Raw genomic sequence first — 20812 nt, forward strand, 5'->3', positions numbered from 1 at the left:
CGGCTTGGGCCGTCTTCATCGCTGTGCGTACGCCTCGACTTCGGCGATGAAAGCCGCCTTCTCAGCCTCGCCCAGGAACGACCCTTCGAAACTGTTCCGCGCCAGCAACGTCACCTGATCCTTCGTCAACCCGACCGCCGCCGCCAACCGGCTGTAGTTGTCGTTCACATACCCGCCGAAATAGGACGGGTCGTCCGAGTTCAGGGTGACGTGCAGGCCCCGGCGCAGCATCTCGGGCACGGGATGGTCCTTCAGGTCATCGACCACGCACAGTTTCAGGTTCGACAGCGGGCAGACGGTCAGGGTCATCTGCTCGCGCGCCAGACGCTCGATCAGGGCCTCGTCTTCCATCGAGCGATTGCCGTGGTCCATCCGGTCGATGTGCAGCAGGTCCAGCGCCTCGTGGACATAGGCGGGCGGGCCTTCCTCCCCGGCGTGGGCGCACAGTTTCAGGCCCAGATCACGCGCGGCGGCGAAGACGCGCTGGAATTTGGACGGCGGATGACCGACCTCCGACGAATCCAGCCCCACGCCGATGAAATGATGCAGATAAGGCTTGGCCGCCTCCAGGGTCGCAAACGCCTCTTCCTCGGTCAGGTGACGCAGGAAGCTGAGGATCAGTCCCGAACTGACGCCCAGTTCCGCCTTGGCCCGGTCCATCCCCGCGATCAGCCCCTCGACCACCACGCCGAAGGGCACGCCCCGGTCGGTATGGGTCTGGGGATCGAAGAAGATCTCGGCGTGGCGCACATTGTCGGCGGCCGCCCGCTGGAAATAGGCGAAGGCCAGATCCTCGAAATCCTTGCGCGTCAGCAGCACGGCCGCCCCGGCGTAATAGATGTCCAGAAAGTCTTGCAGGTTCGAGAAATCATAGGCCGCCCGAACGGCCTCGACGCTGTCGTAAGGAATGGCGACGCCGTTCCGCTGCGCCAGTTCGAACATCAGCTCGGGTTCCAAGCTGCCCTCGATGTGCAGGTGTAGTTCAGCCTTGGGCAGGCCGGCGATATAGGTGTCGAGCGACATGGGCGATCTCCGGGAGGACATCGCCCAGTCTAACCTACATCCGCTCCGGCGTGTCGATTCCCAGCAGGTTCAGCGCGATTTCCAGCTGGCGCAGCGCCGCCGCCGAAAGGGCCAGGCGAGACCGCTTCGTCGCCTCGTCCGGCGCGATCAGGACGGGGCAGGCGGCGTAGAATTTCGAGAAGGACTGCGCCACGCGATAGGCGTGTTCGGCCACCAGATGCGGCATCCGCTTGTCGTAGGCGTCCGACACGGCGGTGCTGAACGCGTCCAGCGTCAGGGCCAGGTCGCGTTCGGCTGGTTCGGCGATGACGATGGCGCCGGGCGTCAGCCCCTGTTCGGCGCCCTTGCGCAGCAGGGATTTGATGCGGACCGACTGGTAAAGCAGATAGGGGCCGGTCTTGCCCTCGAAGCTCATGAACCGGTCCAGATCGAAGACGTAGCTGGTGGTGCGCGCGTTCGACAGGTCGGCGAACTTCAGGGCGGCGATGGCCACCTTATGGGCGATGGCCTCGAACTCGTCCGGCGACAGGTCGTCGCCCAGCTTGGCCTCGTGCAGCCGCTCGCGCGCCTTGTCCGTCGCCTGATCGATCAGGTCGCGCAGCTTCAGCACCCCGCCCGCACGGGTCTTGAAGGGCTTGCCGTCGGGACCGTTCATGGTGCCGAAGCCCAGATGCTCCAGCGATCCCTCGACGGCGTAGCTGGCTAAATAGGCGGCGCGGAACACCTGTTCGAAATGCTCGGCCTGGCGTTCGTCGACCACATACAGGGCCAGGTCCGGCGCCAGGGCCTTCTTGCGGTCCAGGATGGTGGCCAGGTCGGTCGTGCCGTACATGGCCGAGCCTTCCGAGCTGATCACCAGCAGGGGCGGGGGCGAGGGCGCCTCGATCACCGATCCGTCGGCCAGCTTCTTCTTGCGGGTCTCGCCCGGCTTGGCGACATGCACCACCTGGGCGCCGTCGTCCACGACCAGAAGTCCGGTCTCTTTCAGATGCGCCAGCATCTCAGGCATCTGCGGATCAGCGTCGCTCTCGCCGTTCCACAGGTCGAAATCGACCGACAGATCGCCATATTCGCGCTTCAGCGCCTCGCGGCTGACCGCCACGAAATGGGCCCACAGGGCACGATATCCGGGCCGGCCGTTTTGCAGCTCCGCCGTCGCCTTGCGCGCGCGGTCGCGGAAAGCGGGGTCTTCCTTGGCCTTGCCAGCGGCCAGCGGATACAGCCGGTCCAAGTCGGCCAGGGTGACGGGGCTTTCGGCCGGGAAAGGCCCGTCGCCCTCGACCATGAAGGCGTCCGCGACACCCTCGTCGCCACAGGCCGTGATCAGCAGCCCCATCTGGAAGCCCCAGTCGCCGAAATGGGCGTCGCCGGTGACGTGATCGCCCCGGAAGCGGAACAACCGTTTCAGGCTCTCGCCGATGATGGCGCTGCGCAGATGGCCGACGTGCATCGGCTTGGCGACGTTAGGGCCGCCGAAGTCGATCACCACCTTGCGCGGATCGGCCACGACGGCGGCGCCCGCATGGTCGGCGTCTGCGGCCACCTCTGTGGCGCGTTCAGCCAGAAGCGCGTCGGCGAGCTTCAGATTGATGAAGCCCGGCCCCGCCACCTCGACCGAGGCGAAGCGCGGATCGGCGGTCAGGCGGTCGGCGATCTTGCCCGCCAGTTCGCGCGGATTGGCCTTCAGCGCCTTGGCGGCGGCCAGGGCGCCGTTCGACTGGAAGTCAGCCAGGTCGGGGCGGTCCGACGGGGTGACGCGGGCCAGGGCCGTATCCACGCCTTCGGCGGCGAAGGCGGCGGCGACCGCTTCGCTGAGGACGGTCTTCAGATCGGCCATTTATTCGCTCGGTGCGGCGGCAGGGGCGGGCGCGGCGGGCGTCGCGCCGGCGTTGACGCGGAAGCGGCTGCCCGAGCGGTTGAACTCGGCCATTTCCGGCGTCACGTCGAAACCGACCAGGATCTCGAAATTGCCGCCGCTGGTGTCGATACCGGCGCGCGGAATGACGATGGTGCGTTCCTCGGTGACCGAGGCCGTGCGCTGGCCTTCGAAGTTCACCGGCAGGTCGAAATATTCCTTGGACAGGATGGCGCTGTTCCGTTCGGTCACGGCGATCCAGTAGCGATAGGTGCGCTGGTCGCTGGTCGCCTGAGGCCCGCGGCCCAGTTGGAACAGCATGCCGATGTCCACGCGAATCGGATCGGCCTCGCGATATTCGCAGTCCGAGGTGATGCCTTCGATCTCGCCGGTATAGCCGACGTTGGAAATGGCGGCGCGACCGCCTTCCAGCTCGACGTAGCGGGCCGCGTCGTAGAGGATTTTCACATAGGGGCAGGGGCCGGCGTTGGCGCGACGACGCAAGGGGGCGATGCGCGGTGCGCGGGCGGGCGCATCCTGGGCCGAACCGTCGGCCTGCTGGCCCTGTCCCCCACGGTCGCGGGGCGAGGTCTGGGCCTGAGCGGCGACGGGCAGGACGGAGGCCGCAATCGAGAGGGCGGCCAGGGCGGTGAACACGCGACGCATCAGCTTATTTTTCCGACAGCGAGAGAGGGCGCACGATGATCGGCGGCCGATCATCAACGCTCGCCGCTGATAGCGGCTAAAGCGAGGCGCGGCAAACCTTCGCTGCGCTTAGCGGTCCATGACCAGGCAGGTAGACGTCGCCGTCGCATACAGCTTGCCGTCCAGTCCGCGCAGATCGGCCTCGGAGAAGGCGGCGCGGCGGCCGGCCTGAACGATCCGTCCCTCGGCCCTAACCGGCGTGCCCGCGCTCAACGCCTTGTGAAAGACGGTCTTCAGCTCCAGCGTCGTATAGGTCTGGCCCGGCCGCAGCGTCGAATGGACGACGCAGCCGCAGGCCGAATCCAGCACGGTGGCGATCCAGCCGCCATGGACGCTGCCCAGCGGATTATAGACGGCGGTGGTGGGGATGGCCTCGAAGACGACGCGGCCTTCCTCGACCTCGGTCAGTTCGAAGCCGACGGTGCGCGCGATCGGGGCGATCATCCCGCCGGTCAGTCCGAGGCGCAGCTGCTCTACCCCGGACAGGGCGGCGATGTCTGGGGTGTCGGTCATGCAAACGGCTCCGGTCAGGTCCGTTTACAATAAGGACGGACGCCGCCGTGGCAAGCGTCCGTCGTTTGCTTGTCTTACAGACCGGGCAGTTTGAAGCCGCCGCTGCGGCGCGGCTGGATCGTGATGGCCTGCTGGCCGCCGGTCAGGGCTTGCAGACGCGCAGCCTCGGTCGTGGCGTCGATGGTCTGCTGGCCTTCGGCGGTCTGACGCGTGGTGGGGGCCTGGGTGGCGGCGTCGTCCTTGCGCCAGAACATCAGGCGGTTGGCGAAGCTTTCGTCCTTGTGCGCCAGGTCGCCGAACTCGTCGTCGATGACGTAGCGGGCCAGGGGGTCGGCCTGTTCGCCGCCGGCCTGGGCCACCAGGACCTGCTCGCCCGGTGTGCGAGTGACGGCCTGGCGCTGACCCAGGAGGATCTGACGCGCGGCGCTCTCAGGGGCCAGTTCCTGCGGGCGCGGCTGGCCCGGTGCGGGCGGACGCAGGCCGTACTCGGGCGGGATGCTGAGCGGGGCGCTGGAAACGGTGACGAACTCGTCCGGCACGACCTTGGTCAGGCCGATGCCCTGCTTCAGGCTGCCGCAGGCCGAAACGGCGAGCGCGGAAGAGGCGACGAGGGTCAGGACGGCGACACTGCGGATACGCATGGTTTCAGGCTCTGGTCGGCTGATGCACGAGGCGCTGCGAGAGCGCCTTTGGCATAGTGAAGACGGGGTGATTACGACTTTTCAGGGGCTACGCCAACCTCGGAGCCTGATCGGCCGAGCGGCGATCCCGCCGAGGCCGTGAATCAGGCTCGAAAAATGGAAAGCCGGTTCAGGCTTTCGCGGGCTTGTCGGAGATAAGGCTGTCCAGAATCAGCAGGACCACGCCGATGGTGATGGCGCTGTCGGCGACGTTGAACACCCAGGGAAAGACGCCCGTGCCCGAGAAGTCGATGAAGTCGACGACATAGCCGAAGCGGATCCGGTCGATCACATTGCCCAGCGCCCCGCCCATGACGAAACCGATGGCGGTGATCAGCAGGCGACGGTTCGACTGGGTCGCCCACCAGGCCAGGCCGGCCGAGACGACGATGGAGAAGATGACCAGGCCCCAGCGGGCTTCGCCGCCGCCGAACAGGCCGAAGCTGACGCCGGTGTTCTCGACCCAGCTGAAGTTCAGAATGGGCGGCAGGATGGGGACGCGCCCGACCTCGTGCAGCATCACGCCGCTGATGATCCAGGCCTTGGTCAACTGATCCAGGACGATGATCAGGAGGGCGAACACATAGGCGGTGACGGCGAGGCGCGTGATCTTCATGCGGCGCGGTTAGCAGGAAGCGGCGCCGGGGCGAAGCGGAAAACGGCGCATCAGAACAGGTCGCCCTAGAACAGACTGCCTTGACCGGCCGCAGGGGGCTTCGGCCTGGCGACCGGACGCGGCGAGGCTGGGCGGGGTTCGCCGCCGTCGATGGTTGCGGGTTGAGACCCGTCGCCGAACACCAGCCTGACCGCCTGACCCGCCTCCAGCGCCTTGGCCGAGGTGATCCAGCCGCCGTCCGAATCCTCGACGCGGGCGAAGCCGGGCTTGGGCCGGCCGGGATCAAGCGTCGTCAGCGCCCGCGTGAGAGCCGCCAGACGGTCTGCGTCCCGCTCCAGCCGACGCGGCATGACGCCGTCCAGCCGCTCGCCCACGGCGTGAAGCCGGGCCTCACGCTGATCCAGTCGTCGGTGCAGCGGTTCGGGCGACAGGCGGGCCGAGACCTGCAACAGCCGCCGCTCGCCTCGCGCCACGCCAGCCTGCAAGGCCGCGCCCAGCCGGTCGCCGGCGCCGCGCAGCCGGTCCTGACCCCGCTCGATCCGCGTGCGCAGCAGGGCTGGGCTCAGCTTGCCGCCCGTCACCGCCAGATGCCGTTCGTGCAGGGCGACGTTGCGTTGCAGCCCCGACCCCAGACGGCTCGCGGCGTGATCCAGCCGCTGCTGCGCCAGGGCCAGCAGATCCTCCGGCCGCACCGGCAGGCCGCGCGCCACGGCCCGCAGCCGCGTGCGCCGATCCTCGATCAGCCGCCCGCCTGCCTGGACCATGCGCCGGTCCATGTCGGCGACCGCGTATCTCAGGTCCGCCAGCACCGGCGTCGCCATTTCGGCAGCACCCGTCGGCGTCGGCGCCCGGCGATCCGACACGAAGTCGATCAGGGTCGTGTCCGTCTCGTGCCCCACGGCCGAGATGATCGGAATGCGCGCCGCCGCCACCGTGCGCGCCAGGCCCTCGTCGTTGAAACACCACAGGTCCTCGACCGACCCGCCGCCGCGCGCGACGATCAGCAGGTCGGGGCGCGGGATCGGCCCGTCCGACGTCAGGGCGTCGAAGCCGCGAATGGCGTTCGACACCTGGCCGCACGCCGCCTCGCCCTGAACCACCACGGGCCAGACGATCACCCGGCAGGGCCAGCGTTCGGCGATCCGGTGCAGCACGTCGCGGATCACCGCCCCGGTCGGGCTGGTGATCACGCCGATGACGGCGGGGAAGGCGGGCAGGGCCTTCTTTCGGCCCGGTTCGAACAGGCCTTCCTCGCGCAGCCGAGCCTTCAGCCGTTCCAACTGGGCCAGAAGAGCGCCGGCGCCGGCCGCCTCCATGCTCTCGATCACGATCTGATAGGAGGACCGCGCCGGATAGGAGGTGATCTTGCCGGTGACGATGACCTCCAGCCCGGCCTCGGGCTGCACGCCCAGGCCCCGCGCCGATCCCTTCCACACCACGCCGTCGATGGCGGACTTGTCGTCCTTCAGCGTCAGATAGATGTGGCCCGAGGCGTGGCGGTTGACCTTGGAGATCTCGCCCCTCAGCCGCACATGGCCGAAACGGTCCTCCAGCGTGCGCTTCAGCGCAAAGGACAGCTCCGAGATCGACAGGGGAGGATTGTTGTCGCGCGGGGCAGGGGCCTCGGCCGGTCCCTCGAATATGTAGGAGTCGTCGCTCATCGGACCATCCTAGCCTGCGTCGATCCGCGCGGGAACGCCGCGCGCGCCTCGCCGTTCGACTTTCATGGCAGCCGACCCACCCGGAACCGATCCGTCCGACCAGAACCCGCGTGAGCGTGACCTCGAACGTCGCGCTGGAGGCGGCGGCGCCATGAGCCCGTGGCTGATCATCGGCTGCATCATTCTGCTGGGGCTGGGCGTCTATGTCGTCTCGGCCCTGCTCTAGATCGTCAGGAAACCCATGAACCGTCTTGTCTCCCTTGCTGCCGTCCTCTGCCTGACCGGCGCCGTCGCCGCCTGTTCAGATCGCGACGACGATGTCGTCCAGGCGCCGGCGCCGGGCGCCGCACCCGTCGCCCTGCCGGACCAGCAGGCCGATACGGCGGCGACAAACGCCGCCCTGGCCTTCAACATGACCCGCGACCAGCTGGAGGATGCGGACCTGTATTCGCGCGCCAACGTCGATCTGGGCGATGTCGAAACCCTGGTGTTGGACGCCTCCGGCGCCCTGACCCATCTGGTGATCGAGCTGGAAGGGCCGGGCGACATGAAGGTACGGGTGCCGGTCGCCGACGTGGCCCCGATCGACCGCAACGGCGACAAGGATCTGGTCACCGATCTGACAGCCGGCCAGCTTCAGGCCCTGCCGGCCTGGACGCCGCCAGCACGCTGATTGGGCGCTGAATGCGGCGTTAAGTCTGACGGGCGCTTGACCGGCCGGCGACGGCCGGTCATTGCCCGGTCTCATGAACATTCTTCTCGTCGGATCGGGCGGCCGCGAACACGCCCTGGCCTGGAAGATCGCCCGGTCGCCGCTCGTCACGCGCCTGGTCGCCGCGCCCGGCAACCCCGGCATCGAGAAACTGTGCGAGCTTCGCGCCATCAAGATCGACGACGCTGACGGCCTGGCCGCCCTGGCGCGCGAGATCAAGGCCGACCTGGTCGTGGTCGGACCCGAAGTGGCTCTGGCCGCCGGTCTGGCCGACCGCTTGGCTTCGGCCGGCATCCCTTGCTTCGGCCCCACGGCCAAGGCGGCGCAGCTGGAAACCTCGAAAGCCTTTTCCAAGGCCTTCCTCGAACGCCACGAAATCCCCACCGCCGGCTACGGCGTCTACGACACGGTCAAGGACGCCAAGGCCGCGCTGGACGTGTTCAAGCCGCCCTACGTGATCAAGGCCGACGGTCTGGCCGCCGGCAAGGGCGTGGCCATCAGCCCCGACCGCCCCGACGCCGAGGCCGAGATCGAACGCATGCTGGGCGGTCGTTTCGGCGCGGCCGGCGCCCGCGTCGTGATCGAAGAGTTCATGGATGGCGAGGAGGGTTCGCTGTTCGCCCTGTGCGACGGTCAGCGCGCCCTGCTGTTCGGCGGCGCCCAGGACCACAAGCGCGCCTTCGACGGCGACCTGGGCCCGAACACCGGCGGCATGGGTGCCTATTCCCCCGCCCCCGTCTTTACGCCCGACCTGGTGCAGCAGGTCGACGAACTGATCGTCCAGCCGACTATCAAGAAGATGGCCGAGGAGGGCGCGCCCTATCGCGGCGTCCTCTATGCTGGTCTGATGGCGACCGAGGACGGCCCCAAGGTGGTCGAGTTCAACGCCCGCTTCGGCGATCCGGAATGTCAGGTGCTGATGATGCGGATGGCCGGGGACATCGTCCCCTATCTGCTGGGTTGCGCGCGCGGCGACGTGTCGGGCCTGGCCTCTCCGGCCTTCAAGCCCCAAACGGTGATCTGCGTGGTCATGGCCGCCAAGGGCTATCCCGACAGCCCGCTGGAAGGGTCGATCATTCGCGGCGCCGATCAGGACTTCGGCCCTCACGTCCAGGTCTTCCACGCCGGGACGAAGCGTCGCGACGACGGGCTGCTGGCAGCCTCGGGCGGTCGCGTCCTGAACGTCTGCGCCGAGGGCGACGACATCGCCCAGGCTCGCGAACGCGCCTACGACGCCATCAAGAAGATCGACTGGCCCGGTGGCTTCAACCGCTCCGACATCGGCTGGCGCGCGCTGGAGCGGGGCTGACCGTATCGGCGGGGTGTGGTAGGGTTGAACCATGGCTGATCCTGCAATCGATCACGACGACGAAGATCTTTTCTCGACGCCTGACGACGCGGCGGACGAGGCGGCGACCTTGCGGGGGCTGGCGGACGCGGCGGCGGGACGAGTCGTGGACAACGAAACCGTCATGCGTTGGGTCGAGTCGTGGTCGACGGCCAATCCGCTGCCCCGGCCGAAATGCGGCTAGTTGTCTGGACGGATCAGGCGCTGGGCGATCTTGAGGACATCAGCCTCTACATCGCCGACTTCAACCCAGCCGCCGCAGCGCGTTTCTTCATTCGATTGAAGGCCGCTGCCGAAAGCCTGGCGCATTTTGCAGACAGAGGGCGGCCCGCCATCCATGGAACGCGCGAGCTGACCCTCGTGAAGCCTTACCTGATCCGCTACGCGATCCTGCCGGATCGGGTGGAGGTCGTCACCATCCGTCACTCCGCCAGACGGCCCGAACGCTAAGCCCTACGCCGCTGCGAACAGCAGCCGGCCTTCGCCCATGCGTTCGCGCAAGGCAGGCAGGTCGGTGTGGGCGACGGAGAAGCATCCGTAGCTGCGGCCCAGCTTGCCTTCGCGCGCCAAGAAGTCCGGATCGGCGTAGTCGGCGCCGTGGATGATGATGGCCCGCTCGCGCGCTTTGTCGTTCGAGTATTCCAATCCGTCCAGCAGGACGTTCGGTCCCTGCTGTGCGCCCCAGTTGGCGCCGGCGGTGGCGTAGGCGCCGACCGAGGACATGTTCGAATCCGGCGTGTTCGAGAACCGCTGGGCGAAGCCAGTGTGGGCGGGGTCGGACCCGCGACCGTGGCAGGTGCGCAGGACCTTGACCTCGCCGGCGACCAGATCGACTTCGTACAGGCGTTCCTCGCCCGAGAACTTCTGGAAATCGACCAGATACATCCGGTCGCGCAGCGGCAGGTGGCGGTGATGGGTGTCCAGCGCGGTCATGGCACGCTCCATCAGCTCCTTGCGAACGTGACCACGGGGATCCAGCGGCGGAGGCGTCAGGGCGGAGGTCTGGACCGTGGGCAATCCGACCTGCGGCATCGCGATCGGGGCTCCGGTCTGAGCCGTGGTCAGCGGCGCCTTGGCGCTTGCGCTGGCGCATCCCGCCAGCATGGCCGATCCACCCAGAATTAGCCCTCGTCTCGATAGCCGCATGCGACGCCCTCGTTGCGGTTGGTCTTGAGGCGTGTTTGTTTCAGTTGGTTACGGCCGAGGCAACCTGAGCCTTGTGGGGCCATTTTGCGGCCAACGTGTCGCGGGGAGAGATCGATGAAGCGTTTCGGAATCGCGCTGGTCGCGCTGATGGCGTCGGCCGTGGGCGCTGAGGCCCAGCAAAGCCCCACGGGTGTTGGGGTTTCGTCCGAACCCACGACAACGTTCGTCGAAGCCGGAAGGTTGCTGGCCGATCCGTCGAACGGCGTTGTGCAGCGCGATAAAACTCTCGTGATCAGAGGGAACCAGGTCGTCGAAGTGCGCGACGGCTTCGTCGGCGACCCTTCTCAAGGCAAGGTGGTGAACCTTCGGGAGGCCTTCGTCCTGCCCGGACTGATCGACAGCCACGTCCATCTGACCGGCCAGCAGAACCCGAATTCTCGGCTGGAAGAGGTGACGTTGTCCGACGCGGACCAGGCCATGGTCGGCGCCCGCTACGCCCGCCGCACCCTGATGGCCGGTTTCACGACGGTGGCCGACCTGGGCGCCTCGAACGAAGCGATCTTCGCGCTGAGGAATGCGGTCAAGACCGGCGACGTGCCGGGGCCGCGCATCATCGCGTCGGGATCGTCAGTTTCGATCCACGGCGGTCATGGCGACGTCAACGGCTATCGCGACGACGTCATGCACCTGCTGTCGTCCGAGAGCATCTGCTCGGGGGCAGAGGACTGCATGCGCGCCGTCCGCACCCAGGTCCGTGCCGGCGCCGACATCATCAAGATCACGGCCACGGGAGGGGTCCTGTCCAACACTGCGGCCGGGCTGGGCCAGCAGTTCAGCGACCCCGAACTGACTGCCATCGTCGACAGCGCCCACCGCATGGGGCGTCAGGTCACGGCCCATGCTCACGGCGTCGACGGCATCAACGCCTTCTTGCGGGCGGGCGGCGATTCCATCGAACACGGCACCTATCTGGACGACCAGTCGATCCGCCTGTTCAAGTCGAACGGCGCCTGGCTGATCCCGACCCTGCTGGCCGGCGATTTCGTGGCCCGCATCGCGTCTGGCCCGGACAACTTCTTCACACCCGCCCAGACGGCCAAGGCGCTGGAGGCCGGGCCAAAGATGCTGGACATGGCGCGGCGCGCCCATGAGGGCGGGGTGAAGATCGCCTTCGGCACCGACAGCGGCGTCTCGGCCCACGGCGACAATGCGCAAGAGTTCGCGCTTCTGGTCCGCGCCGGCCTGAGCCCGCTGGAGGCCATTCAGGCCGCCACCGTCGGCGCCGCTGAACACCTGCGGATTTCCAACGAAGCGGGCAAGATCGCGCCGGGCATGCCCGCCGATATCGTCGCCGTGTCGGGCGATCCGCTGTCGGACGTGACCGAGCTGGAGCGGATGAGGTTCGTGATGAAGTCCGGCGTGGTCTATCGCGCCGACTGAATCCGCTTCGTCAGGAAGGCGGCGAAGGCCGCCTCGTCCTCGAACCGGGCGACGACCGGCCAGGCCGTGACATGCGCGCGCTGGTCGGGCGTCAGCCGGACCCAGTCCTTTTCGGTGGTCACCAGGCCGGCGTCGAACACCGCCGCCCGATCCTTCAGGAACGCCATGGTCTCGGCGCTATAGGCCGCATGGTCGGGGAAGGGGACGAAGTCCGCCAGGTCGCAGCCCGCCGCCTTCAGCGACCGCTCGACCTTCCACGGTTTTGCGATGCCGGCGAACCCGACCTGAGGCCCCGGCGGCGGCGGCCCCTCGGGCGTCAGGCGCGCGACGAAGACGGGCAGGGCGCCGAACACCGCCAGCAGTTCGGGATCGGTGTCTTCCACATCGGTCGGCAGCATCACCACCACGGCGTCGGCCCGCGCCAGCCCGGCCTTCAGGGGCTCGCGCATCGGGCCGGAGGGAAAGACTGACCCATCCCCGAACGGCCATTCGTCGCCGCGCGTCTCGCCATCCACGACGATCAGGCTGACGGTCTTCTTCAACGCCGGGTTCTGATGGCCGTCGTCCAGCACCAGGGCCTGCGCCCCGCCCGCGACCGCAGACCTGGCGCCCGCCACGCGATCCCGCGCGATCCAGGTCGGTGACCCCTGCGCCAGCATCAGCGGCTCGTCCCCGACATCCTCGGCCGTATGGACCTGGGGATCGACCCGCACGGGGCCTTCCAGCCGACCGCCATAGCCGCGTGACAGGCCTTGCGCCTCGAGCCCCGCCGCCCGCAGCAGTCGCAGCGTCTCGCGCGCGACCGGCGTTTTGCCTGATCCGCCCACCGTCAGATTGCCGACCGAGATCACCGCACAGCCGGGATCGACCGGCTCGGCCCGCGCGATCCGACGCGCGGTCACGGCGGCCCAGATCCAGCCCAGCGGCTTCAGCACGGTGCGCGTCACCTGCGCATGGTTGCTGTCGCGGACATACCACCAGCGCGGCGTGTTCAGCTTCATCGCCGGGCCTGCCTCTGCGGCATCAACGGCGCCAGCAGCGACCACAACCGCTCCAGCCCGCCCCCGGCCTCGACCGCGGCGCGGCGTCCGCGCTCGCCCATGGCCTTGGCCGCGTCCAGGTCCGCCAGCAGCGGCTCGATCACGCCCGGCAGATCCCACGGCGCCTGAACCAGAACCAGCCCGCCCGCCTCTGCGAGCGCGGAGGTCACCGGCGCCCAGTTGGAGGCATCCGGCCCCGTGATCGTCGGCTTGCCCAGTCGCGCCGGTTCCAGCGGATTGTGCCCCCCGACCGGCGGCAGGCCCAGGGCAGGGGCGAACGACCCGCCCATCACCACCATGTCCGCCAGCCGCAGGAACAGGCCCATCTCGTTCAGCGTATCGGCCAGATAGATGTCGGTGTCCGGCCCGATCACCTCGCCGCGCGAGCGCATGGCGAAGGCGTATCCCTCGCGCTGCAGGGCCTGGGCGATGTGCGGCCCCCGCTCGGGGTGGCGCGGCGCCAGGATCAGGCAGACGCGGTCGCCCAGTCTGTCCAGCGCCCGCACGATGGCGACTTCCTCGCTCTCATGGGTGCTGGCTGCGACGATCACCGGCCGGTCGCCGATGGCGGCGGACAGGCGGCTGAAGGCCGCCGGATCGTGGGGCAGGGGATCGCCCGACAGCTTCAGGTTCACCAAGCCGTCGATCCGCGCCCCCATGCTCTCCAGCCGCTGGGCCGAGACCGCATCCTGGGGCAGAATCAGGTCGAAGGCGCCGGTCAGCGCCCGCGCCGAGGCCGGAAACCGCGCCCAGCCTTCGACCGTCTTTTCGGTGATCCGCGCGCTGACCAGGGCCAGTTTCACGCCGCGCCGATGCGCCTCCAGCAGCAGGTTGGGCCAGATTTCGCTCTCGACGAATACCGCAAGGCCCGGCCGCCAGTGATCCAAAAACCGCTCGACCACGCCCGGCGCATCGACCGGCGCATACTGATGGATCACGCCTTTGGGCAGTCGCTGAGCCAGGATCTGAGCCGAAGTCACGGTGCTGGACGTCACCAGCACGGTCAGGTCCGGCCGCGCCTTCACGAGCCGCTCGACTACTGGCAGCAGCGACAGGCTCTCGCCGACGCTGACGCCGTGCAGCCAGACCAGATCGCCCGCGGGTCGCTCGGTTCGGGTGAAGCCCATCCGCTCGTCCACGCGCACGGGGTCTTCCTTGCCCCGACGCGCGCGCGCATCCAGCAGGCGCGGCGCCAGCGGCTCCAGCGCGCGGGTCGCCAGCCGATAGGCGATCAACGGCAGGGGCGTCACGGTTGCATCCTCAAGGTTTCAGGCCCGTGATCGCATCGGCCCGCGCCTCGACGGCGTTCAGCCGCGCGGTCCAGTCGGCGACGACCTCGGCCATGTCGGCGTCGGAGGGGAAGTCGGCGCGGTCCCAGACGATGGCCCCCTTGCCGAACGGCAGGGGCAGCACGGCGCGGTCCCAGCTCTTCAACCGGATCGCCGGATTGCACGACATGCCGATGAACAGCGCCGGCGCCTTGGACAGTTTCGCCATCAGCGGCAGGCCCTCGGCCATGACGTTCACGGGGCCGCGCGGTCCGTCGGGCGTGATCGCCAGGGCGCCGACCTTCAGCTGTTTCAGTCCGTCGCGCAGGGCCTGAGATCCGCCCTTGGCTGCGGCGGCCTTGTCCTTGTTGGCGGACGATCCGCGCACAGCGGGGAAACCCTGACGCGCTACGGCCTTGGCGATGAACTCGCCGTCTGCGGACAGTGAGATCAGGGCCTTGGCCGGTTGCGCCCGACCCAGGGGCCAGCACGCGGGCGCCAGACCGATGCGCGAATGCCAAAAGACGCACAGAACGCCGCCCCCCTGGTCCCACACCTTTTCCGCGACCGGCTGGTTCTCGTGGGTCCAGCGGATGGTCCTGATGCAGAACCGCATCCACTGCGCCAGTGTCCAGGCCAAGGCGGACTGGACGACGGGATTGCGAAACGGCCTCACGCGACGGTCTCGACCGTGGACGGGGCGCCGTCCAGCGACTGCTGGCGGGCCAGGCGGGAATAGAGGCCGCCCCGGGCGACCAGGGCGTCGTGCGAGCCTTCCTCGACCACGCGGCCGGCCTCGATCACATAGATGCGGTCGGCGTTGCGAACGGTCGAAAGTCGGTGGGCGATCATCAGGGTGGCGCGGCCTTCCATCAGCCGTTCCAGCGCCGCCTGGACCAAGGCCTCGCTCTCGGTGTCCAGGGCGCTGGTCGCCTCATCCAGCAACAGGATGGGCGCGTCCTTGACGAAGGCGCGGGCGATGGCGATCCGCTGGCGTTGCCCCCCCGAAAGGCGCAGGCCCGCCTCGCCGGCGCGGGTGTCATACCCCTCGGGCAGGGCGGTGATGAAGTCGTGGGCGGCGGCCGAACGGGCGGCCTCCTCGATCTGGGCTTGCGTGGCACCCGGCCGGCCATAGGCGATGTTGGCGGCGATAGTGTCGTCGAACAGGAAGGGCTCCTGCGTCACCAGGGCGATATGGTCGCGCAGGTCGTGGATACGCAGCGACCGCACGTCGGCGCCGTTGATCGTCACCGCCCCGCCCGTCACGTCGTAGAAGCGCGGCAACAGGCTCAGGATCGTGCTCTTGCCGCCGCCCGACGGCCCGACCAGGGCCACCGTCTCGCCCGGCGCAACCCGCAACGATACGGCGTCCAGCGTCGGCGCCCCGCCGGGGGCGTAGGCGAACGACACCTGGTCCAGCACCACCTCGACCGGACCGGGCGCCAGAGGCGCGGCATCCGGGGCCTCGCGAATCTCGGCCTCGATGTCCAGGGCGCCGAACAGGCGACGCGCGGCGGTGAAGCCCTCGCTCATCACCGTCGCCAGATTGGTCACCTGGCGCAGGGCCTGACCGGCGGCCAGCAGCATGCCGATGAAGGCGGCGAACCCGCCCACCGTCATCTCGCCCGACTGCGCCCGCCATCCGGCATAGGCCATGACGGCGGCGACGACGATATAGGCGACCAGATCGCTGGACGGGCCTGCGAAGGCGCGGGCGTTGGCGCCCTTGATGACGTGACGCTGGCGACGCGCCACCACCTCGGCGACGCGGTCCTGTTCGGCCGCCTCGCGGTTCTCGATCTTGATCAGCCGAACCCCGTCCAGGTTTTCCATCAGGGCGGTGGACAGGTTCTCGGTCTCGGCCATCGCGCCCTGCGCGGCCTTACGGGTCTTGCGACCGAACCGGCGCAGCACCAGCGCCACCAGCGGCACGCCCAGCAGCACGACCATGGTCAACTGCCAGTCGATGAACCCCATGTAGATCAGCACCGCGATCAGGGTCAGCAGGTTCTGGGTGTAGTTGACGACGCCCGAGGTGAAGGCCTCGCGCACCATATTGGCGTCGAACAGAACGGACGAGACGAAGCCGCCCGAATGCTGGCTGCGCAACCGCGCCAGGTCGGCGCGGATCATGGCCCCGAACAGACGGATCTGGATGTCACCGACGATGGTGTGGCCCAGCCGGTTGACCAGGGCCGCCTGACCCAGCGCCGCCAGGGTGCGCGCCACAGCCACCGCCAGAATGGCGACCGGGATCCAGATCACCGCCTTGTCGGCCGGGAAGCTGAAGACGCCGAATAGGCTGATGGGCTCCGTCCCGCCCAGGAACAGCCCGTTGATCGCGGGCTCCAGCAGCTTCAGCAAGGCCGCCGTCAGAAGGCCCGTCATCGCCGCGCACAGGACCGACAGGATCAGCGATCCCTTGTGCCGGGACAGATAGTCGCGCCAGATCCGCGCCAGCAGGGCGCGCAGGGGCATGGTGTCTGAGGCGGCGACGGTCATCGCCTCTCGGTCGTCCGAGCCGCCGTTCAAGTCAAGGCTTGTCCGGCGACGGTTCCAGCGTGCGGCCCTGTTCGTCGGCGCGGATCAGGGTTTCGCCCGGTGCATCCTCGATCCTGACGGCCGGGGCGACGGTCGGGTTCGCGGCATAGCGACGCCCGTCGAACGGCACGGCGGCCTCATACCCCTGGGTGATGCCGCCCCCGGCGACATAGACGCCCAGATCGCGACGGCCGTGGGTCTGCTGTTCCAGCAGGCGGATGGGCGCACGGGCGACGCTGATTTCGCCGACCGAGCGATAGGTCTCGCCGGCTCGGTCCAGCACCAGCAGTCGGCACCCGCCCGACCCGCACCAGTTCGGACCCGTCAGATAGACCAGGGTCGTGCCGCCGTCGGGGGTGATCGCGGCCGTATATCGGGTGGTGTCCAGCGCCTCCTTCGCCCGTTCGCGCAGATAGGCGATCAGGGCCTTATCCTCGGGCGGCGGCGTCTGGGCGACGGCCGCGCCCGCCCAAAGGCTGGCCACGACGGCGGCGGTTGCGGCGAGAGTTTTCATAAGGGGCCTCCTGTTCTCGACGAACATTCCAACGCATCAGGATCGAGATCGGATGACGCGGCGGCGTCGGATCGCTATCTGGCGGGCATGGCGCGCTTCGACCTCTCGACCGCGATGGGCCGTTTCCGGGCGCATTGGCATTATTTCTGGGCCGACCACGCGTTTCTGCGCGTGGCGTTTTCCAACGCCCACTGGCTGGGGCCGGACCTGGTGCGCACCAACCAGCCGTCGCCTCGCCAGCTGGCCTATTGGAAGAAGAAGGGCGTCAAGACCGTCATCAACCTGCGCGGCGAACGCGACGAAGGCTATTACTGGCTGGAGCGCGAGGCCTGCGAACGGCTGGGCCTGACCCTGATCGACGCCCCGCTCGATTCGCGCGATCCGCCCGAAACGGTGCGCATCCACCGCGCCCGCGAGTTGTTCAAGACAATCCAGTATCCGGTGCTGATCCACTGCAAGTCCGGGGCGGACCGGGCCGGGATGATGGCGGTCTTCTATCGCCACTTCCATCTGGGCGAACCGATCTCGGTGGCCATGAAACAGCTATCCAAGAAATACCTGCACTCGCGCGAGGGGCTGACCGGCGTGCTCGACTACACGCTGGAGAAATACGTCGCCGAGATCGCGCCTCGGGGGATCAGCTTCATCGACTGGGTCGACAGCCCCGACTACGACCCCAAGGCCATCCGTGCCGAGTTCAAGGCCGGCTGGTGGGGCACGCTGCTGACCGACAAGCTGCTGCGGCGGGAGTAGGGGAGCGCACCACCTATCACTTCGTCATCCTCGCCCTTGTGGCGAGGATCCAGACTCCCCGGTGACAGCCGGTTCGCTGGACGCATCCGCGTCATCGACAGAGGATCACGCCAAAGGCCTGTGTTTCTGGATCCTCGCCACAAGGGCGAGGATGACGGAAGAAGGGGGCTAGGTGCCTCAGCCCCAGGGACCAGCCTTCGGCTCTTCGCCGCCTTCGCCGTTCGCGCGCGCTTCGGCCGCCAGTTCGGCGTCGCGCCGGGCCTTGCGCTCGGCTTCCCACCTCTTGAACCAGCGAGCGTAGTTGATGTGCCCGCGCAGCGAGAAGCTGAACAGCGCCAGCACCGCCAGCAGGCTGACCAGTTGAAAGATCTGTTGCGGTTCCAGGGTCATGATCGTCCTCGCATACAGACTAAACGTCGGATCGGGGCGCCGGTTCGGCTCCCCGATGTCGCAGGATCAGGCCACGTCGCCGCGCGGGTCGATCAGCTTGTGGGCGTGCAGGATGAAATAGCGCATGTGGGCGTTGTCCACGGTCGCCTGGGCGCGGGCCTTCCAGGCTTTCTTGGCCTCGTCATAGCTGCCGAAGGCGCCGACGAATTCGACCTGCGACAGGTCGCGGAAGGTCGGCTCGCCCAGGTGACGAAGCTCGCCGCCGATGACGATGTGCAGAAGTTGCGGCGGGACGGCGTTCTGATCGGTCATCGGAAATCCTGAAGGCTGGGCCCGAAGGCAGGGGAGGAGGTTTGCGCGCGGCATAGGCCGAGAACGCCCAAGGATCAATGTGGGACGGGGCTTTTCCGCCCCCGGCTTAGGTCGATAAAGGCACGTTTTTACAGCGCCGCACGATCATCGGCTGGATAATCGGGGCGGCGCAGACCAGGCTGGCCTGGCGCGGATCGGGTCGGTTGAACGCCCACGGCCCCCCATGGTGATCGCTGACCTTGGCGCCCGCCTCCTGGGCGATCAGCCAGCCGGCGGCGACGTCCCAGTCCCATTTCGGCGTCAGGGCCAGGGCGGCGTCGAAGGCGCCGGCGGCGACCAGCGCCATCCGATAGGCCAGGGCGTTGCGCTTCTCGAACCGCATCGGCGGCCACGGCTCGTCGTCGAAATAGGGCGCTTCGATCAGTCGCGCATCGCCCAGGATGGAGGCGTCATCCAGCGTATCCACGTCCGAGGCATGGATCACCCGGCCGTTGCGCCGGGCCCCGCCGCCGCGCACAGCCACATAGGTCTCGTCCACCTCGGGCGCATGGATGACGGCGGCGACGACTTCGCCGTCCTCGACCACGGCGATGGGCACGCACCACCACGGCGTCCGCTTCATATAGGCGACGGTCCCGTCGATGGGGTCGACGATGAAGATACGCCGCTTCGACAGCCGTTCGGGGGAGTCCGCCGTCTCCTCCGACAGCCAGCCATAGTCGGGCCGCGCCGAGAGCAGCCGGTCCTTCAGCATGGCGTCCACCTTCAGGTCGCCGCTGGTGACGGGCGAGCCGCCGACCTTGGACTCGATCTTCAACCCGGCCTCGCGTTCGGCGATAGCCAGGGCTCCGGCGTCGACGGCCGCCTGGCGGATCAGTTCGAGATCGGCCCCCCAATCCTGTGTAAAGTGATCGATCATTTGCCCGCGATGGCCACCGCGTCGAACATCAGGCTGGGCACGTTGAACCCGCCCCGGAACTCCAGGTCCGATCCGCGTTGGATGCGCAGATACAGGTCGGTCAGCTTGCCGGCCACCGTGACCTCGTTGACCGGATAGGCGATCACGCCGTTCTCGAACCAGAAGCCCGACACCCCGGCGGACCAGTCGCCGGTGTTGCCGTTCAGCGACGGTCCGAACATCGAGGTCACCAGCAGGCCGGTCCCCGCATCGACCATCAGCCCCGCCAGATTCCGCTCGCCCGGCTCCATATGCAGATTGTGGGTCGAGACGCCGGACGGTCCCGCCAGACCGCGCGATGCATGGCCGGTGGATTGCAGCCCCAGTTGCCGCGCGGCGGCGCTGTTCAACAGCCAGGTGGTCAGGACGCCGTCGTCGAACAGGGCGCGCTTCTCGACCGCCACCCCTTCGTCGTCGAACGGGGTGGAGCCCATGCCGCGTGGACGGAACGGATCGTCGATCAGGGTCACCCCCTCGGCGAACACCCGCTGGCCCATCCTGTCCTTCAGGAAGGAGGTGCCGCGCGCGATCGACGGGCCGGAAATGGCGCCGATGGCCGGAGACACGATCTGGCTCGACATGCGGTTGTCGAAGATGACGGGGGCGGTGGTCGAGGCGATCTTGCGCGCGCCGGTTCGGGCGACCGCGCGCTCGCCGGCCGTGCGTCCGATCAATTCGGCGCCGGGCAGGTCGGACAGGTGGCGCATCGAACGGCTCTCGCCGCCGCGCTCCATCGCCCCGTCCTTTTCCGCGATGACGCCGACGCCCAGCGAGAAGGCCGAACCCTCATAGGCGCCGTCGAACCCGTGCGAGGTCACCAGCCGCCAACGGCTGGACGACCAGGAGGCATGGCCGCCTTCCGAGCGCGCCACGCCTGTCACCGCCAGAGCCGCGGCTTCCGCCTCGGCCGAAACCTGTTCCAGAACCTCGGCGCTGCGCTCGGTGGGGTCGAACAGGTCCAGATCGACGAACGGCCCGCGCGCCAACCGATCCTCAGGCGCGAAACCGGCATGGGGGTCTTCCGGCGCCAAGCGGGCCATGGCCACAGCCCGCTCGACCAGCCGCGCCTGTGTCGCGGGCGAAAGATCGGAGGCCGAAACCGACGCCTGGCGCTGGCCCACGAAGACCCGCAGGCCCAGGTCGCGCGATTCCTCGCGTTCGACGTCTTCCAGCTTTCCGTTGCGCACCCCGACCGACAGGGAGCGGCGATCGGCGCTGACCGCCTCGGCGGCGTCGGCGCCGGCCCTCAGGGCCGCCTTGACGATGTCGTTGAGAAGATCGGTGGAAACGGGCGCAGCCAGGGTTTCAGTCATGCCCCGATATGGCGGACGGCTTGC

At 68.3% G+C, this 20812-nt stretch carries 24 protein-coding genes; 7 read left to right on the top strand and 17 right to left on the bottom strand.

Annotation, left to right across the window (positions count from 1 at the left end; all coding sequences use genetic code 11):
* Positions 1-15: 15 nt before the first annotated feature.
* The 7 genes from EGY25_RS11480 to xseA all read right to left on the bottom strand — a co-directional run bounded on the left by EGY25_RS11480 (position 16) and on the right by xseA (position 7053).
* The gene (locus EGY25_RS11480; RefSeq protein ID WP_432417373.1) at positions 16-1044 is read right to left on the bottom strand and encodes an adenosine deaminase; all 1029 of its coding nucleotides are present in this window, start codon (positions 1042-1044) and stop codon (positions 16-18) included.
* Positions 1045-1057: 13 nt separating this feature from the next.
* Positions 1058-2860, bottom strand: a complete 1803-nt coding sequence (argS, locus tag EGY25_RS11485) for an arginine--tRNA ligase (protein WP_135195088.1) — start codon at positions 2858-2860, stop codon at positions 1058-1060.
* Positions 2861-3544 (bottom strand): Tat pathway signal sequence domain protein, encoded by a 684-nt coding sequence (locus tag EGY25_RS11490; RefSeq protein WP_135195089.1) that lies wholly within the window; start codon positions 3542-3544, stop codon positions 2861-2863.
* Positions 3545-3652: 108 nt separating this feature from the next.
* A complete protein-coding gene (locus tag EGY25_RS11495; protein ID WP_135195090.1) occupies positions 3653-4096 on the bottom strand; it encodes a PaaI family thioesterase in 444 nt (147 codons plus the stop codon).
* 74 nt (positions 4097-4170) lie between these two features.
* Complete coding sequence (locus EGY25_RS11500) at positions 4171-4737, bottom strand: DUF3035 domain-containing protein (protein WP_135195091.1); 567 nt, start codon at positions 4735-4737, stop codon at positions 4171-4173.
* Between the two features lie 169 nt (positions 4738-4906).
* A complete protein-coding gene (gene lspA, locus EGY25_RS11505; RefSeq protein ID WP_135195092.1) occupies positions 4907-5392 on the bottom strand; it encodes a signal peptidase II in 486 nt (161 codons plus the stop codon).
* A 65-nt stretch (positions 5393-5457) separates the two neighbouring features.
* Complete coding sequence (gene xseA / locus EGY25_RS11510) at positions 5458-7053, bottom strand: exodeoxyribonuclease VII large subunit (protein WP_135195093.1); 1596 nt, start codon at positions 7051-7053, stop codon at positions 5458-5460.
* Positions 7054-7117: 64 nt separating this feature from the next.
* Here xseA and EGY25_RS16570 point away from each other — a divergent pair, with 64 nt between their 5' ends.
* The 5 genes from EGY25_RS16570 to EGY25_RS11530 all read left to right on the top strand — a co-directional run bounded on the left by EGY25_RS16570 (position 7118) and on the right by EGY25_RS11530 (position 9563).
* Complete coding sequence (locus EGY25_RS16570) at positions 7118-7279, top strand: hypothetical protein (RefSeq protein WP_167762539.1); 162 nt, start codon at positions 7118-7120, stop codon at positions 7277-7279.
* Positions 7280-7294: 15 nt separating this feature from the next.
* Positions 7295-7726: a hypothetical protein gene (locus EGY25_RS11515; protein WP_135195094.1), complete on the top strand. Its 432-nt coding sequence runs from the start codon at positions 7295-7297 to the stop codon at positions 7724-7726.
* A gap of 73 nt (positions 7727-7799) precedes the next feature.
* Positions 7800-9074 carry a phosphoribosylamine--glycine ligase gene (gene purD / locus EGY25_RS11520; protein WP_135195095.1) on the top strand — a complete coding sequence of 425 codons (1275 nt, stop codon included), beginning with the start codon at positions 7800-7802 and terminating at the stop codon, positions 9072-9074.
* Between the two features lie 31 nt (positions 9075-9105).
* Entirely contained in the window at positions 9106-9297 is a 192-nt protein-coding gene (locus EGY25_RS11525; RefSeq protein WP_135195096.1) for a CopG family transcriptional regulator, read from the top strand.
* The gene (locus tag EGY25_RS11530; protein ID WP_348521862.1) at positions 9255-9563 is read left to right on the top strand and encodes a type II toxin-antitoxin system RelE/ParE family toxin; all 309 of its coding nucleotides are present in this window, start codon (positions 9255-9257) and stop codon (positions 9561-9563) included. Before EGY25_RS11525 ends, EGY25_RS11530 begins: the two co-directional genes overlap by 43 nt.
* A gap of 3 nt (positions 9564-9566) precedes the next feature.
* Here the strand turns inward: EGY25_RS11530 and EGY25_RS11535 are convergent, their stop codons facing one another.
* Positions 9567-10217, bottom strand: a complete 651-nt coding sequence (locus EGY25_RS11535; protein WP_245159448.1) for a murein L,D-transpeptidase catalytic domain family protein — start codon at positions 10215-10217, stop codon at positions 9567-9569.
* 156 nt (positions 10218-10373) lie between these two features.
* On the opposite strand from EGY25_RS11535, the gene EGY25_RS11540 reads away from it, so the two are divergent.
* Complete coding sequence (locus EGY25_RS11540) at positions 10374-11699, top strand: metal-dependent hydrolase family protein (RefSeq protein ID WP_135195098.1); 1326 nt, start codon at positions 10374-10376, stop codon at positions 11697-11699.
* On the opposite strand, the gene lpxK is transcribed toward EGY25_RS11540, so the two are convergent.
* Genes lpxK through EGY25_RS11565 form a run of 5 tightly spaced genes read right to left on the bottom strand, consistent with a single transcriptional unit; the run spans position 11684 to position 17062 of the window.
* Positions 11684-12700 (bottom strand): tetraacyldisaccharide 4'-kinase, encoded by a 1017-nt coding sequence (lpxK, locus tag EGY25_RS11545; RefSeq protein ID WP_135195629.1) that lies wholly within the window; start codon positions 12698-12700, stop codon positions 11684-11686. The two genes, EGY25_RS11540 and lpxK, sit on opposite strands and share 16 nt — an antisense overlap.
* On the bottom strand, positions 12697-13989 hold the full coding sequence (locus EGY25_RS11550; protein WP_135195099.1) for a 3-deoxy-D-manno-octulosonic acid transferase: 1293 nt from the start codon (positions 13987-13989) through the stop codon (positions 12697-12699). Before EGY25_RS11550 ends, lpxK begins: the two co-directional genes overlap by 4 nt.
* A gap of 10 nt (positions 13990-13999) precedes the next feature.
* Positions 14000-14683, bottom strand: coding sequence for a lysophospholipid acyltransferase family protein (locus EGY25_RS11555; protein ID WP_135195100.1), 684 nt, complete (start codon positions 14681-14683; stop codon positions 14000-14002).
* Positions 14680-16509 (bottom strand): ABC transporter ATP-binding protein, encoded by a 1830-nt coding sequence (locus tag EGY25_RS11560; RefSeq protein WP_135195101.1) that lies wholly within the window; start codon positions 16507-16509, stop codon positions 14680-14682. The genes EGY25_RS11555 and EGY25_RS11560 overlap by 4 nt, the downstream gene beginning before the upstream one ends.
* A gap of 31 nt (positions 16510-16540) precedes the next feature.
* Positions 16541-17062, bottom strand: a complete 522-nt coding sequence (locus EGY25_RS11565; protein ID WP_135195102.1) for a hypothetical protein — start codon at positions 17060-17062, stop codon at positions 16541-16543.
* 87 nt (positions 17063-17149) lie between these two features.
* Here EGY25_RS11565 and EGY25_RS11570 point away from each other — a divergent pair, with 87 nt between their 5' ends.
* Positions 17150-17815: a fused DSP-PTPase phosphatase/NAD kinase-like protein gene (locus tag EGY25_RS11570; RefSeq protein WP_135195103.1), complete on the top strand. Its 666-nt coding sequence runs from the start codon at positions 17150-17152 to the stop codon at positions 17813-17815.
* 177 nt (positions 17816-17992) lie between these two features.
* Here EGY25_RS11570 and EGY25_RS11575 read toward each other — a convergent pair whose 3' ends face one another.
* The 4 genes from EGY25_RS11575 to EGY25_RS11590 form a co-directional block, all read right to left on the bottom strand.
* Positions 17993-18205 carry a hypothetical protein gene (locus EGY25_RS11575; protein ID WP_135195104.1) on the bottom strand — a complete coding sequence of 71 codons (213 nt, stop codon included), beginning with the start codon at positions 18203-18205 and terminating at the stop codon, positions 17993-17995.
* A gap of 66 nt (positions 18206-18271) precedes the next feature.
* Positions 18272-18517 (bottom strand): DUF4170 domain-containing protein, encoded by a 246-nt coding sequence (locus EGY25_RS11580; protein WP_135195105.1) that lies wholly within the window; start codon positions 18515-18517, stop codon positions 18272-18274.
* A 106-nt stretch (positions 18518-18623) separates the two neighbouring features.
* Positions 18624-19436: a 3'(2'),5'-bisphosphate nucleotidase CysQ gene (locus EGY25_RS11585; protein WP_135195106.1), complete on the bottom strand. Its 813-nt coding sequence runs from the start codon at positions 19434-19436 to the stop codon at positions 18624-18626.
* Positions 19433-20788: a TldD/PmbA family protein gene (locus tag EGY25_RS11590; RefSeq protein ID WP_135195107.1), complete on the bottom strand. Its 1356-nt coding sequence runs from the start codon at positions 20786-20788 to the stop codon at positions 19433-19435. The genes EGY25_RS11585 and EGY25_RS11590 overlap by 4 nt, the downstream gene beginning before the upstream one ends.
* Positions 20789-20812: the final 24 nt, after the last annotated feature.

Source organism: Brevundimonas intermedia (assembly GCF_004614235.1).
GTDB lineage: Bacteria > Pseudomonadota > Alphaproteobacteria > Caulobacterales > Caulobacteraceae > Brevundimonas > Brevundimonas intermedia_A.